Source organism: Bradyrhizobium sp. LB14.3 (genome assembly GCF_040547985.1).
Lineage (GTDB): Bacteria > Pseudomonadota > Alphaproteobacteria > Rhizobiales > Xanthobacteraceae > Bradyrhizobium.
In genome coordinates this window covers 122,792-134,979 of record NZ_JBEPQT010000016.1, presented here as the reverse complement: position 1 = coordinate 134,979, position 12,188 = coordinate 122,792, and the positions used below count along the sequence as shown (strand labels likewise).

14 protein-coding genes are annotated in these 12,188 nt (G+C 62.6%); 10 read left to right on the top strand and 4 right to left on the bottom strand.

Features of this window, described 5'->3' with window-relative positions:
* Positions 1-41 precede the first annotated feature (41 nt).
* The 4 genes from ABIB00_RS26025 to ABIB00_RS26010 all read left to right on the top strand — a co-directional run bounded on the left by ABIB00_RS26025 (position 42) and on the right by ABIB00_RS26010 (position 1,365).
* Positions 42-341, top strand: a complete 300-nt coding sequence (locus ABIB00_RS26025) for a hypothetical protein (RefSeq protein WP_354106332.1) — start codon at positions 42-44, stop codon at positions 339-341.
* The gene (locus ABIB00_RS26020) at positions 338-568 is read left to right on the top strand and encodes a hypothetical protein (RefSeq protein WP_247349555.1); all 231 of its coding nucleotides are present in this window, start codon (positions 338-340) and stop codon (positions 566-568) included. Before ABIB00_RS26025 ends, ABIB00_RS26020 begins: the two co-directional genes overlap by 4 nt.
* Before the next feature lie 147 nt (positions 569-715).
* On the top strand, positions 716-883 hold the full coding sequence (locus ABIB00_RS26015; protein WP_354106331.1) for a hypothetical protein: 168 nt from the start codon (positions 716-718) through the stop codon (positions 881-883).
* A 74-nt stretch (positions 884-957) separates the two neighbouring features.
* A complete protein-coding gene (locus ABIB00_RS26010; protein WP_354106330.1) occupies positions 958-1,365 on the top strand; it encodes a hypothetical protein in 408 nt (135 codons plus the stop codon).
* Between the two features lie 20 nt (positions 1,366-1,385).
* Here the strand turns inward: ABIB00_RS26010 and ABIB00_RS26005 are convergent, their stop codons facing one another.
* Positions 1,386-2,372, bottom strand: coding sequence for an AraC family transcriptional regulator (locus ABIB00_RS26005; protein WP_354106329.1), 987 nt, complete (start codon positions 2,370-2,372; stop codon positions 1,386-1,388).
* Between ABIB00_RS26005 and ABIB00_RS26000 the strand changes: the two genes are divergently transcribed.
* Complete coding sequence (locus tag ABIB00_RS26000) at positions 2,343-2,627, top strand: hypothetical protein (protein WP_247349551.1); 285 nt, start codon at positions 2,343-2,345, stop codon at positions 2,625-2,627. The two genes, ABIB00_RS26005 and ABIB00_RS26000, sit on opposite strands and share 30 nt — an antisense overlap.
* A 168-nt stretch (positions 2,628-2,795) precedes the next feature.
* Complete coding sequence (locus tag ABIB00_RS25995) at positions 2,796-4,883, top strand: adenylate/guanylate cyclase domain-containing protein (protein ID WP_354106328.1); 2,088 nt, start codon at positions 2,796-2,798, stop codon at positions 4,881-4,883.
* A gap of 62 nt (positions 4,884-4,945) precedes the next feature.
* Here ABIB00_RS25995 and ABIB00_RS25990 read toward each other — a convergent pair whose 3' ends face one another.
* Positions 4,946-5,152, bottom strand: coding sequence for a hypothetical protein (locus ABIB00_RS25990; protein ID WP_247443889.1), 207 nt, complete (start codon positions 5,150-5,152; stop codon positions 4,946-4,948).
* A gap of 528 nt (positions 5,153-5,680) precedes the next feature.
* Between ABIB00_RS25990 and ABIB00_RS25985 the strand changes: the two genes are divergently transcribed.
* The 4 genes from ABIB00_RS25985 to ABIB00_RS25970 all read left to right on the top strand — a co-directional run bounded on the left by ABIB00_RS25985 (position 5,681) and on the right by ABIB00_RS25970 (position 9,562).
* Entirely contained in the window at positions 5,681-5,893 is a 213-nt protein-coding gene (locus ABIB00_RS25985; RefSeq protein WP_354106327.1) for a transglutaminase N-terminal domain-containing protein, read from the top strand.
* Positions 5,894-6,133: 240 nt separating this feature from the next.
* Positions 6,134-7,597: a GH1 family beta-glucosidase gene (locus tag ABIB00_RS25980; RefSeq protein WP_354106326.1), complete on the top strand. Its 1,464-nt coding sequence runs from the start codon at positions 6,134-6,136 to the stop codon at positions 7,595-7,597.
* A 148-nt stretch (positions 7,598-7,745) separates the two neighbouring features.
* A complete protein-coding gene (locus ABIB00_RS25975) occupies positions 7,746-8,978 on the top strand; it encodes an acetyl-CoA C-acetyltransferase (protein WP_354106325.1) in 1,233 nt (410 codons plus the stop codon).
* Between the two features lie 281 nt (positions 8,979-9,259).
* Positions 9,260-9,562, top strand: a complete 303-nt coding sequence (locus ABIB00_RS25970; protein WP_247349545.1) for an HU family DNA-binding protein — start codon at positions 9,260-9,262, stop codon at positions 9,560-9,562.
* A 70-nt stretch (positions 9,563-9,632) separates the two neighbouring features.
* Here the strand turns inward: ABIB00_RS25970 and ABIB00_RS25965 are convergent, their stop codons facing one another.
* On the bottom strand, positions 9,633-9,788 hold the full coding sequence (locus tag ABIB00_RS25965; protein WP_354106324.1) for a hypothetical protein: 156 nt from the start codon (positions 9,786-9,788) through the stop codon (positions 9,633-9,635).
* 5 nt (positions 9,789-9,793) lie between these two features.
* Positions 9,794-12,187, bottom strand: coding sequence for an endopeptidase La (gene lon, locus ABIB00_RS25960; protein ID WP_354106323.1), 2,394 nt, complete (start codon positions 12,185-12,187; stop codon positions 9,794-9,796).
* Position 12,188 lies beyond the last annotated feature (1 nt).

Sequence of the window (12,188 nt, the reverse complement as noted above, 5' to 3'; positions counted from 1 at the left end):
GTTTTGTTCTTATGCTGGTCGTCCAGCCAAGGGAGCGAGCCATGGACAACCGCATCAATGAAATCCGCAGAATAATCAGGGCATTACGTGTCAGCATGCGTGAGGCTGAAGCCATCATGCACGAGCAAATCAACAGGGACGAAGATTGCGCCTTCGTCGCCGGAGAAGTCATGAAGATGCGCACGGTGATGAGCGAGCTCGTCCAGGAGCGGGCCGCTCTCGGTGACACCGACCCGATCGTCGTCGCCAGCCTCTTCATTCCCCGCCGAAGGCCGACGGCGCCGCGCCTCCGTCTTGAGGGGCGTCGTCTCGGTCCGCCGCGCGAGGTGGCACGGGCATGAAAGGACAGAGGCCGAGCTACTTCTCCGACATGCAGGAGCCGCCGGAGTTCCTGAAGGCTCTCGATCAGGCGCGCCGCCTGTCTTGCTTCGAAGGCTGGTGCCGCATGCACATCGAGGCCATCCAGGTCGCGATCGATCAGTACGCGGAAGCGGCTCTCGGTAACCGGGAGTTCTTCCTCAACAAGCCGCACAGCATCGGTGGAAGTCGCAGCGGCGACGTGCCGTGACGTCCGAGACGGCGGCCAACTCCACTTTTCCAAGCCAAAGTCGGCGCGGCCTCGACCTTAACCGCTCGGAAACCATGGCAAATGATCGGAAAACTTTAACGAAACTGTTCGGCTGTCTCTGAGTCGGTTTGTCGGAGGGCCCGTCCGATGACAGAGCACCAGTTGAGAGAGCTGGAATTCCAGATCGCGCGTTACAGGCGTTTGGAGCGCGAAGTGACCGATCCGCTTGCCGCCTGCCTGCTTCACAGCATCATCGAAGACCTGGAAGCCGAGCTGCGCAGGGACACCCCGGATTGGCACGGGCCGCGCGATTAACGCTTTGTTAGCGCTAATCATGCGGATTATTCAGGAGGGACTGCCAAGGGAAACTGCCAAGGGAGACTGCTCCCATGCTGAAGGACGGCACCTATTCGGCGTGGTACAAGACGCCGCTCGACCAGGGGACGGGGATCGTTCATGTCGCAGACGGACAAATCTGGGGCTGCGACAGCCTGATGACATATCACGGCTCCTGCAAGGTCGATGGAGATCGCTTCACCGCCACGGTGTCGACGAAGCGCCATACCGACGGACGTGCAACGGTCTTCGGCGTCGACGATGAGCTCACGCTGGACATCGAAGGAAACTGCCCCGGCAAGGTCGGGACCTACACGGCGACGGCAGCACAGGTGCCGGGAATGATCCTCCAGGGCACGCTCATTCTTGCGGAACAGCAGCCGCCCGCACGTGAACGAACCGGGCAAGCACCGGCGTTCAATCTCGACAAGCTCCCGAAGTTGCCGAAGCGTTCGCGCTGATCGCATTGAGCCCCAGCCCGCTAAGGCTGCGGGCTTTCTATTCGGGGGCTGCCGTTTTGATGCGGGGTTCGACGCGCACGCCTCGTCTCGGAGGGATATTCGCCGAACATTCGATAATAGTAGCCGGAAAATCGGCCGAGACTCTGGAAGCCATAGTGCAGGGCAATGTCCGAGATCGTCCTGCTATCCCTTGGCAGGCGGAGAGCCGCGTGGACCGAACAAAGCCGCCGGTGCTTGAGAAAGGCGATCGGGCCGATACCGAGTGCCTCCTGAAAGGCGCGATGCAGCGTGCGCCGCGGCAGATGCATGTAGCTGCAAATTTTGGAGATATGGACCGGCCCCGGGCCGGCCTCGTCGAGATACTCCTCGACCTGCCGTACGATCTTCAACGCAGACGGCCGCGGACCGTCACGTTCCGACGACCGGCCTTGGACGATGTTGGCACTCATCGCTTCGATGACCGCGCGCTTCCAGAAATCGGCGGATTCGGCCGTCAGTGGTGCGTTGCCGAGCCTTGCCACCAGGGACTGCAGGCGAGGGACAACACTCTGAACCGTGTGGGCATTTCCCTTGTAATGGCTTCTTCGCCACGCCGCGGGATCGCTCAGCTCACCTTCGCAGGCAAACGACGAACTGATGTCTTCGGATCGTATCGAGGCAATGATGACTTTGCTGCCGCCATAATAACGGTTCTCATGCTCAGTACCGGGCGGCGTGACCAAAACGTCTCCCGGGCAGGATTCGTAAGAGAAGCGCGTCACGCGATCGGTGCTGTCCGCGAGCATGCCGATGACGACGCCATCCGCGCCGGAAACACCCTTCGTTCTGAGACCAAGATTGAAGCTGGCGGTGTCAATGCGCAGACCGTCGATCAATGCGTGCGAGAGGCGGCCGGAGAGCATTCCTTTTTGAATCTGGACCACCTCGCGAGGCGCGCCAGCAACGACTTCTCTGAATTCCTCGAACCCTTTGATCTCATGCGTCTGCAGCAAGGCAAATCCTGCCATTGTCAGATCCCGCTCGATTCAAACCGCGCCGTCGGCGACTATATTGCATTATCCGGCGTCGCTATTGAGGCACGCTTTGCAACTCGGGCATGTTTCGAACGGCGCGGCGATGCGTCGCGCCGCAGTTTGATTTGGATCAACATCGCCAAAAATTTTCCGCGTTTTCCGGCAATCGCTGCTTTTCGAACATTTGGCACAAACTGGACGTCACAGGAGGGCGATTTTACCTTATCGTTGAAATACAACGAGAAATAGAAGCGGGCAGAAAATGGAAACGGCGCGATCTCAAGGCTTACGAGGATATCGAGACCGAGACTCGCCCGCAAGGGTGGAGCAGCTGGGCGACCTTCTCGATCGCTCCGGAGGCACCCTCCGCTTCGGCGAAGCCTCTGGCCCGCAATATTGAGAGCGAAGGTAGCTCCGATGGCAGGCGAAAAACCGCCTAACGCCCGTCGCTTCCGGGTCGGCTTCCGGACCTCGATTATTGCCGTATTCGTCGGAGTCGTGCTCGCAGTCGGACTATCTCTTGTCTGGCTCAGCTTCGAACGGGTGACGAGGATCACTTACAACGCCGCGACTGGCTTCATCGAGAAGGTCGCCCAGCTCGGCGCCGATCACGTCGACGAGCAGTTCACCAACGTGCGTGACAATCTGAGGATACTCACCGGGCTTCCGTCGATCCGTTCGGCGGACATCGTCGACAACCCGCGCCTTTATGCCGTGCTGGCCTCCATGCTGCGCAACAATCCGCAGCTATTCAATCTCTATGTCGGCTATGATGACGGATCGTTCCTCGAAATGGACGTCATCGATCGCGCCTCGCCGGCCTTCAGGGCGAGCTTGAAAGTCGCGGACGAGGCCGCCTTCCGCCTGGTGGTGATACAGCGCAGCGGTCGGATCAATTTTTCGACGATCTATTTGTCCGAGACGCTGGATGCGGTGAGCACAAGGACTGAGCCAACCGACTACGACCCCAGACAGCGCCCGTGGTATGTCGAGGCGTTCAAGGTGGACAAGACGCTTCTGACCGGCCCCTACGTGTTCTTTGCGACCGGCGAGCCCGGTTACACGCTACGGGTGCCTCTCGGGGCAGGGCGTTCCGGAGCCGTCGCCGGCGACATTCTTCTCAACACGTTCGAGGACATGCTGGCGCAACAGAAGCTGGGCAAGTCCGGTCTTGCGTTCCTGTTCGATGATTCCAATCGGGTCGTCGGACATCCGGAGATGAGGCGCCTGATGGGCGCGGGCCAGGAGCTTCCGACTTTGGCAGCGCTGGACGTGCCCGGCCTCATGCCCGCAATCGAGGCCTGGCGGCGAGGAGGTCCCTCACAGCAGATCTTCGTCGACAAGGCCGGGCGAACCTACCTGGCCGGTTTCCATCGCGTGCAGTCGACGGGAGACGCCGACGTCAGGCTGGCGGAGGTCGCGCCTCTCGACGAGTTCTACGGCCGGATTCTCTCCGAGCGACGTTCTCTGTTTGCGCTGGCGCTCGCTTTCGTCGGTGCGACCTTGCCGTTTGCGTTCTGGCTCGGCTCTCTGATCGCGCGTCCCTTGCGCAAGCTCGCCGACCAGACCGACGAGATCCAGCGATTCAAGATCGCCGATCGTCCGCGCGTTCGCTCCAGCATCGTTGAGATCGACGAGCTCGGCCGCTCGGTTTTCACCATGCGCAGCGTCGTCCGGAGCTTTTCGAGCTACGTCCCGAAGCAGATCGTGCGACAATTGGTCGAGACCGAGGCCTCGCTCGAATTAGGCGGATCGCGGCGCGAAATTACGGTGCTGTTCACTGACGTGGCCGACTTCACGGCCAAAACCGAGATGGCCGACCCGTCTCAAGTGATGATTTACACGTCGCGCTATTTCGCCGCCCTTTCCGAGGAGATCATGCGTCACCGCGGCACCATCGACAAGTTCATCGGTGACGGCCTGATGGGATTCTGGAACGCGCCGGCAGAGGATCCGGATCATACGGCAGGCGCCTGCCGCGCCGTGTTGGCCTGCATCCAGGCCAATCAGGAGCTGAACAGGGCGTTCGCAGCAGAGGGGTGGCCGCCCTACCATACCCGCTTTGGCCTTCACGTCGGTGACGCCGTGGTAGGAAATATCGGCTCCAACGATCGAATGAACTATACCGCGCTCGGCGCGACCGTGAATCTTGGCTCGCGGCTGGAAGGTCTCAACAAGAACTATGGCACGCAAATCCTGGTGAGCTCCGCCGTCCGCGCGCGTGTCGCCGATCGCTTCCTGTTCCGCAGCGTCGACCGTATTAGCCCGAAAGGCTTCGCGGACGCCGTGGACATCAGCGAACTTCGCGCGGAACTTCCGGACGCTCTTCCGGAGGAGATCGCGATGTGCCGGCGCTGGGAAGACGTTTTTCGATCAATAGAGCAGAAAGATATCGAAAGCGCCTCATTTCAACTCTCCGCTTTCTTGATCGACTTTCCGGAAGACACGATCGCCCTCCACCATGCTCGGCGACTGCAAGAGCAGGTCACTCAGCAGGCTGTCTGACGCGTTCCCGATACTCAGGGGCAGTCCCGCGATTTTGTCCGACGCACTCCGTCATCGGCAGATCACTGCGAATATGAAAGCTGATCTTCCGTAACGACTCGCTCAATTTTTTCCGACTTGCACTTGATGCGGTATCGGAGACGTCCATCGGCCTCGATGGGCATATGCTGGACGATGGTGTAAATCATCGGCTCATCAGTTGCGGCACGTCCTTGTGGACCTTGGGGCTGATGGCGAACGTCTTCATTTAGCTTGTAGGCATACGACATATATCTACCTCGGAATTCACAGTTGCTCTCACGTGGGGGCAGTCGTCGTGTCCTGTCAGGACAGGCGCTTAGTCAAGCGGAAGGGGTTACCACAGTCTCCAGCGTTTATCCGCGCCGTGAGCCGGTCGTTCTCCTCTTTGACTCGTGCAGGCAGTTGATCAGGCTCTCTAGATTGGTTTGCTCCGACGCTGCGGCCTCAAGCTGCGAACTGACTCACCCACTAGCTGGTCCACAGCAGCCCTCCCCAAAAAGCCGGGAGTGCAAGCACTCTCAGTCGCCGCCAATTGCCTGGATCGGAGCGGCGATGGCTCCACCATACATCACATTTGGCAACTTTGGTCGTAAATTCTGAGGGGGTTATGGCATTCTGCAAGCATATGGCCCGCGTCTCGCAGGGAACTGACCACTTCCTTTCCGGATTGGGCTGGGAACTCTGAGCTAACCCGCAGGCCAGGTCCAGGCATCTGGGTTCGTACATAGACGGCGCGGGAGCGGTTTGATGGTTCTGAGCATAAGGCACACAAGACCGTGTACCGGTTTGGAGGCCAAGTCAGCCTGAACCACCATCGATTTTTGCTGCGCCCTCGCGAAAGTCGCGATCTCAGGCTTCTTTCCAATGTCATTCACCTCACGCCGCTTGGCGAATTAACATGGGTACAGGATGTTTTCGGCAATTCTGTCGCCACGGCCAACTTCACGGGCAGTACAGACAGCCTGGTCGTCGAAAGTTTGACCGCCTAGCCCGTTTTCCCTGTTTCGGCGTCAGCCATCTCCTACCCGTTCCGGTACACGGACGAGGAGTGGATGGACTTGGGGGCGCTCGTCAGGCCTCAGTAGGTCGGCCGACGATCGCGGTGGTCTTTCAGACCGCGTTGTCGCATCCGGCAATTCTGCATCCTCAGCCCTCGGCTCGCCCGCTTCTCGAACGACCCGCGATTCGCCATGGTGCCGCGGCAAGAGCATCACCCCGGAGCAACATCAATGTCGGACAAGGTCTCGCGTCGCCAGTTCGCGAAAATCGCGGGATTGTCCGCGGCCGGGCTGGCAAATCCTCTGGAGGCCGCCGAGATCAAGCGGGCACCGGCGCCGCGAGGCATGGACGGCTTTCCCGCGGGCTTCCTCTGGGGCACGGCGACCTCGTCCTATCAGGTCGAGGGTGCGGTCAACGAGGACGGGCGGGGTCCCTCGATCTGGGACAAGTTCGTCCGCATCCCCGGCAAGATCGAGGACGGCTCTACCGGCGACCGCGCCAACGAGCATTATCACCGGTACGAGGAGGACATCGCGCTCATCAAGGAGCTTGGCTGCAAGGCCTATCGCTTCTCGGTGGCCTGGCCGCGGGTGTTTCCGGACGGCGACGGCCAGCCGAATCCGAAGGGGCTCGACTTCTACAATCGCCTGCTCGATGAGCTCCTCAAAAACGGCATCGAGCCGTGGCTGACGCTCTATCATTGGGACCTGCCGCAATCGCTTCAGGATCGTTTCGGCGGCTGGCGCTCGACGGAGACCTGCAAGATCTTCGGTGACTACGCGGCCTATGTCGCCGAGCATCTCACCGATCGCGTCAAGAACGTGTTCACGCTGAACGAGAGCGGCCGCTTCGTCTATTTCGGATACGGCATCGGCATCGATGCGCCGGGCCTGACGCTGCCGCAAGCCGAGGTCAACCAGATCAGGCACAACAGCGCGCTCGCGCATGGGCTCGCGGTGCAGGCGGTGCGCGCCCATGGCCGCCGCGGCACGCGGGTCGGGCCGGCCGAGAACATCGATGCCTGCGCGCCCGCGATCGACACGCCCGAGAACGTCCGCGCCGCCGAGATCGCGCTGCGCGAGATGAACGCCGGCTATCTCAACGTCATCATGACGGGCCAGTACACCGACGCCTTCCTGAAGTTCGCCGGGCGCGACGCGCCGAAATACACCGATGCCGAGCTGAAGATCATCTCTTCGCCGGTCGATTTCCTCGGCCTCAACATCTACGCGCCGCAGAACTATGTGGTGGCCTCCGACCAGGGCGCGGGCTTCATGCCGCTGCCGATCCCGAAATCGTTCCCGCACATGAATTCGGATTGGCTGCGCGTCGGCCCGGAGACGCTCTACTGGGTGCCGAAGCTCGCTGCAAAAATCTGGAAGACCGATGCGATCTATATCAGCGAGAACGGCACCTCCGGCGAAGACGTCGTGACGCCCGACGGCAAGATCTACGACACCGACCGCATCATGTATTTGCGCAACTATCTCGCCCAGCTTCAGCGCGCCACCGCAGAAGGTGTACCGGTGCGCGGCTACTTCCTCTGGAGTCTGATGGACAACTTTGAATGGGTGTTCGGGCTCAACAAGCGCTTTGGGCTCTACCACGTCAATTTCGACACGCAGGTCCGTACGCCGAAACTCAGCGCCAGTTTCTATCGCAACGTGATCGCGAAGAACGCGGCGGGGGCGTGATTGCTCTCCCTCGCCCCGTTCTTGCGGGGGCGCGACGAGCTTGGCTGGCGCTAACGGGGGCGGGGTGAGGGGTTCCGCTAGCGCGCATTGACTCCCTTCGCCCCCTGATTCAAAACGCCTCTAACCATTCAAAAAGAGGATAACGCCAGTGACCGACGCACTCATCATCGATGCCTGCCGGACCCCGCGCGGCGTCGGCAAGGCCGGCAAGGGGGCGCTCTCGGGCATCCATCCGCAGCAGCTGGGTGCAACCGTGCTGCGCGCGCTCGCCGAGCGCACCGGGATCGACACCGCCGACGTCGACGACATCATCTGGGGCTGCAGCGCGCAGGTCGCAACGCAAGGCGGCGATCTCGGCCGCATGTCGGCGCTGGATGCCGGCTACGACGTGCGCGCGAGCGCCGTGACGCTCGACCGCTTCTGCGGCTCCGGCATCACCAGCGTCCACATGGCCGCGAGCTCGATCATGGCGGGTGCGGAAGACCTCGTCATTGCCGGCGGCTGCGAGATGATGTCGATGGAAGGACGTCGCGGCGGCGGTCCGATGATGATGGATAGCGGCAATCTGCGCCTGCGTGCGCGGCATCCGCAGTCGCATCAGGGCGTCTGCGCCGACGCGATCGCGACCATGGAAGGCATCACGCGGAGGGACGTCGACGCACTCGGGCTCGAAAGCCAGAAGCGCGCAGCACATGCGATGGCGAACGGCCACTTCAGGAAGAGCCTCGTTCCGGTGCATCGTGAGGACGGCAGCCTCGCGCTCGACCATGAAGAATATCCGCGGCCGCAGACCACGATGGAAGGGTTGAGCGCGCTCAAGCCGGCATTCCCCGCCATTGCTGACTATGCGATCGACGACAAGGGCACGACGTATCGCGGTCTCATCCTGCAGAAGTACCCCGACCTCGACATCGACTTCATGCACCATGCCGGCAACTCGTCCGGTGTCGTCGATGGCGCGGCCGCGATCCTTCTCGCGTCGCCTGCTTACGCGAAGGCGCATGGGCTCAAGCCGCGCGCCCGCGTGGTTGCGATGGCCAACATGGGGGACTCGCCGACCCTGATGCTGAACGCGCCGGTGCCGGCGACGCGCAAGGTGCTGGCGAAGGCGGGACTGACCATCGACGACATCGACCTGTTCGAGATCAACGAGGCCTTTGCCGTGGTTGCGGAAAAATACATCCGCGACCTCAAGCTCGACCGCGCCAAAGTGAACGTCAATGGCGGCTCGATCGCACTCGGCCATCCGATCGGCGCCACGGGCTCGATCCTGATCGGCACCGTGCTGGACGAGCTCGAACGGCGCGACCTCAAGCGCGGTCTCGTCACCATGTGCGCGGCCGGCGGTATGGCCCCGGCCGTCATCATCGAGCGCGTCTAGCCTTATTTTCTAGGGTGAATCGCGACCGGCCTTCCACAAAGAGGCCGGTCGTCGCTTGTCGAAAGTATCGAATCAGCTTTAGCAAGGCTGCGTGCGGGCCTTTGAAACAAGGTAGAATCCGCTGCCCGAGGCTCCTTCCGCACTGGAAGTGGCTAAAATGCAGGGTTTTTTGCCACAGAGGGCCAAAAAAGCCCGTAAAACCGCGACAAAACTGTGCAGAAGGCTATAGGCCTTCGCCGGTTGGTCTAATATGCAGCCGCCAACGAATCAGAGGAGACACGATGCCAACCCAAATGTCCAAATCGCAGCTGATCGAAAAGATTGCGACCACCACCGAGCTTTCCAAGCGCGACGTCAAGAGCGTCATGGAGACGCTGACGGAAGTCGGCCACAAGGAGCTCAAGAAGAACGGCCTGTTCCTGGTGCCGGGCTTCGCCAAATTCGTGGTCATCAAGAAGCCCGCCACCAAGGCGCGCAAGGGCACCAACCCGTTCACGGGTGAAGAGATGATGTTCAAGGCCAAGCCGGCCCGGAAGATCGTCCGTGCCCGCCCGGTCAAGGCGGCCAAGGACGCCGTGGGCTAATAGCGCAAAGGCCCCCTCGAGCGAGGGGGCCTTTTGTTTGGGGCTGCCGCGAGGACTTGAGACGGAGGGCTCAACCCTTGCGGCGCTTCACCCGGACCGGGACCGGCTGAAGCCGCGGTCCTGGCGCCGCCAGCGCATCGCGAACCCCCTCGATGGCGCGATCGAGCAACTGGCGCAGCCGCTGCGTCTTCCGCGATCGCTTTGCTCTTTCCAGCAGTTTCTTCATCGCATTCACTCCGCCGCTTCGATCTTGGCGTCCGCCGGCTCGAGCGCCGCGGCGATGGCCTCGTCGACGCGCTCCAGCCAGATGAATTCGAGGTTGTCCCGCGCGCTCTGCGGGATGTCGTCGTAGTCCCGCTTGTTGCGCGCCGGCAGCATCACCCGCTTCAGGCCCGCAGCCGCGGCCGCCACCACCTTCTCCTTGATGCCGCCGACCGGCAGCACCAGGCCGCGCAGCGAGATTTCGCCGGTCATGGCGGTGTCGCTGCGCACCGTGCGATTGGTGAGCAGTGACGTCAGCGCAGTGAACATCGCAACGCCCGCGCTCGGCCCGTCCTTCGGGGTCGCGCCTGCGGGCACGTGAACGTGGATATCGCTCTTCTCGAACAGCTGCGGATCGATGCCGAGCTGCGAGGCTTTGCTCTTCACCAGCGTCATCGCAGCCTGCACGCTCTCGCGCATGACCTCGCCGAGCTGGCCGGTCAGGATCATCCCGCCACGGCCCGATACGCGCGAAGCCTCGATGAACAGGATGTCGCCGCCGACTGGCGTCCAGGCAAGGCCGGTGGCCACACCTGGAATGCTGGTGCGCTGCGCGATCTCGCCCTCGAAGCGCGGCTGGCCGAGCACGGTGCCGATGTCCTTCGGCGTCACGACGACCTTTACAGCCGTGCCCTCGGCGACCTGCACCGCGGCGTGCCGGAACAGTTTGCCGATCTCGCGCTCGAGATTACGCACGCCGGCTTCGCGGGTGTAGCCCTTGACCACCAGCTTCAGCGCCTCCGGCTCGATCTCGGCCTGCTCGGCGGTCAGGCCGTTCGCCTCGAGCTGCCGCCGCACCAGATAGCGCCGCGCGATCTCCAGCTTCTCTTCCTGGGTGTAGCCGGCGAGGCTGATCAGCTCCATGCGGTCCAGCAGCGGACTCGGGATCTGGTCCAGCATGTTGGCGGTCGCGATGAAGACCACGCGCGACAGGTCGAAGGGCACGCCCAGGTAATTGTCCCGGAACGTCCCGTTCTGCTCGGGGTCGAGCACCTCCAGCATCGCAGCCGAGGGATCGCCCTGCACGCCGCGGCCCATCTTGTCGATCTCGTCCAGCATCATGACGCAGTTCCGCGTGCCGGCCTTCTTGATGCCCTGGATGATGTTGCCGGGCAGCGCACCGATATAGGTGCGCCGGTGGCCGCGGATCTCGGCCTCGTCATGCACGCCGCCGAGGCTGACGCGCACGAAGGGGCGATCCATCGCGCGTGCGATGGATTGGCCGAGCGAGGTCTTGCCGACGCCGGGCGGCCCGACGAAGCACAGGATCGGCGCCTTGCCTTGCGGCGCGAGCTTGCGCACCGCCAGATATTCGATGATCCGGGTCTTGATCTTCTCCAGGCCAAAGTGATCAGCGTCGAGGATGCGGCGCGCTTCCTTGATGTCGATCGGCTTCTCCGCGGGCAGCGCCCAGGGCAGCTCGATCAGCCAGTCCAAATAGGTACGGACCATGCCGGCTTCGCCGGCGGCCTCCGGCATGCGCTCGTAGCGCCGCAGCTCCTTCTTCGCATGAGCATCCGCCTCGGGCGGCATGTTGGCCTTGGCGATGGCAGCGGTCAGCTCGGCGACCTCGGCCGCCTTGCCGTCGCCTTCGCCGAGCTGGCGCTGGATGGTCGCCATCTGCTCGCGCAGGATCGCCTCGCGCTGCCGTTCGTCGAAGCTGGCGCGGGTCTGCTGGCCGATCTCGTTGCTGATGCGTAGCACTTCCAGCCGTTCGGCCAGATGCTTCGACACCTTCTCGACACGCAAAGCGAGGTCGATGGTCTCCAAAACCTCCTGCTTGTCCTGCGCCTTGATGTCCATGAACGACGTCGCCAGGTCGGCCAGTGCGCCGGGCGCGGTGGTGCTCTGGAACATCGCGACCAGCTCCGGCGGCGCCTGCGGCAGCAGTTCGATGGCCTCGATGGCCAGGCGCTGCAGGTTCAGCGCGCGCGCCTCGATCTCGGGCGAGTTCGCAGTCGGCTCCGGAATCTGCTGGATCCGCGCGGCCGGGAACGGCGTCCCCGGCAGGAAGTCGAGGATGCGCGCGCGCTGCACGCCCTGGCAGACGATGTGATGGGTGCCGTCGGGCGCGGTGATGTAGCGCACGATGTTGGCGATGGTCGCGACCCGGTAGAGGTCGTCCGGCCCGGGCTCGTCGGTCTCGGGGCTGCGCTGCAGGACGATGCCGATCGGCCGCTGCTCGCGCAGCGCCTGCTGTGCGGCGGCGATCGACTTCGGCCGTGCGATCGCGATCGGCCCGATGGCGCCAGGAAACAGCACCATGTCGCGCACGGCGATGATGATCAGCGCGTCTTCGGGAATCTTCACGTCGGAAGTGTTTTGCGGATCGGTCTGTGCGGTATTCATTTGCTCGGTGGCCATG

What these genes read in the sequence shown, in the direction of transcription:
- ABIB00_RS26025 (WP_354106332.1), top strand. Translation starts at nt 42, where the DNA reads ATGGACAACCGCATCAATGAAATCCGCAGAATAATCAGGGCATTACGT.
- ABIB00_RS26020 (WP_247349555.1), top strand. Translation starts at nt 338, where the DNA reads ATGAAAGGACAGAGGCCGAGCTACTTCTCCGACATGCAGGAGCCGCCG.
- ABIB00_RS26015 (WP_354106331.1), top strand. Translation starts at nt 716, where the DNA reads ATGACAGAGCACCAGTTGAGAGAGCTGGAATTCCAGATCGCGCGTTAC.
- ABIB00_RS26010 (WP_354106330.1), top strand. Translation starts at nt 958, where the DNA reads ATGCTGAAGGACGGCACCTATTCGGCGTGGTACAAGACGCCGCTCGAC.
- ABIB00_RS26000 (WP_247349551.1), top strand. Translation starts at nt 2,343, where the DNA reads ATGCGTCTGCAGCAAGGCAAATCCTGCCATTGTCAGATCCCGCTCGAT.
- ABIB00_RS26005 (WP_354106329.1), bottom strand. Translation starts at nt 2,372, where the DNA reads ATGGCAGGATTTGCCTTGCTGCAGACGCATGAGATCAAAGGGTTCGAG.
- ABIB00_RS25995 (WP_354106328.1), top strand. Translation starts at nt 2,796, where the DNA reads ATGGCAGGCGAAAAACCGCCTAACGCCCGTCGCTTCCGGGTCGGCTTC.
- ABIB00_RS25990 (WP_247443889.1), bottom strand. Translation starts at nt 5,152, where the DNA reads ATGTCGTATGCCTACAAGCTAAATGAAGACGTTCGCCATCAGCCCCAA.
- ABIB00_RS25980 (WP_354106326.1), top strand. Translation starts at nt 6,134, where the DNA reads ATGTCGGACAAGGTCTCGCGTCGCCAGTTCGCGAAAATCGCGGGATTG.
- ABIB00_RS25970 (WP_247349545.1), top strand. Translation starts at nt 9,260, where the DNA reads ATGCCAACCCAAATGTCCAAATCGCAGCTGATCGAAAAGATTGCGACC.
- ABIB00_RS25965 (WP_354106324.1), bottom strand. Translation starts at nt 9,788, where the DNA reads ATGAAGAAACTGCTGGAAAGAGCAAAGCGATCGCGGAAGACGCAGCGG.
- lon (WP_354106323.1), bottom strand. Translation starts at nt 12,187, where the DNA reads ATGGCCACCGAGCAAATGAATACCGCACAGACCGATCCGCAAAACACT.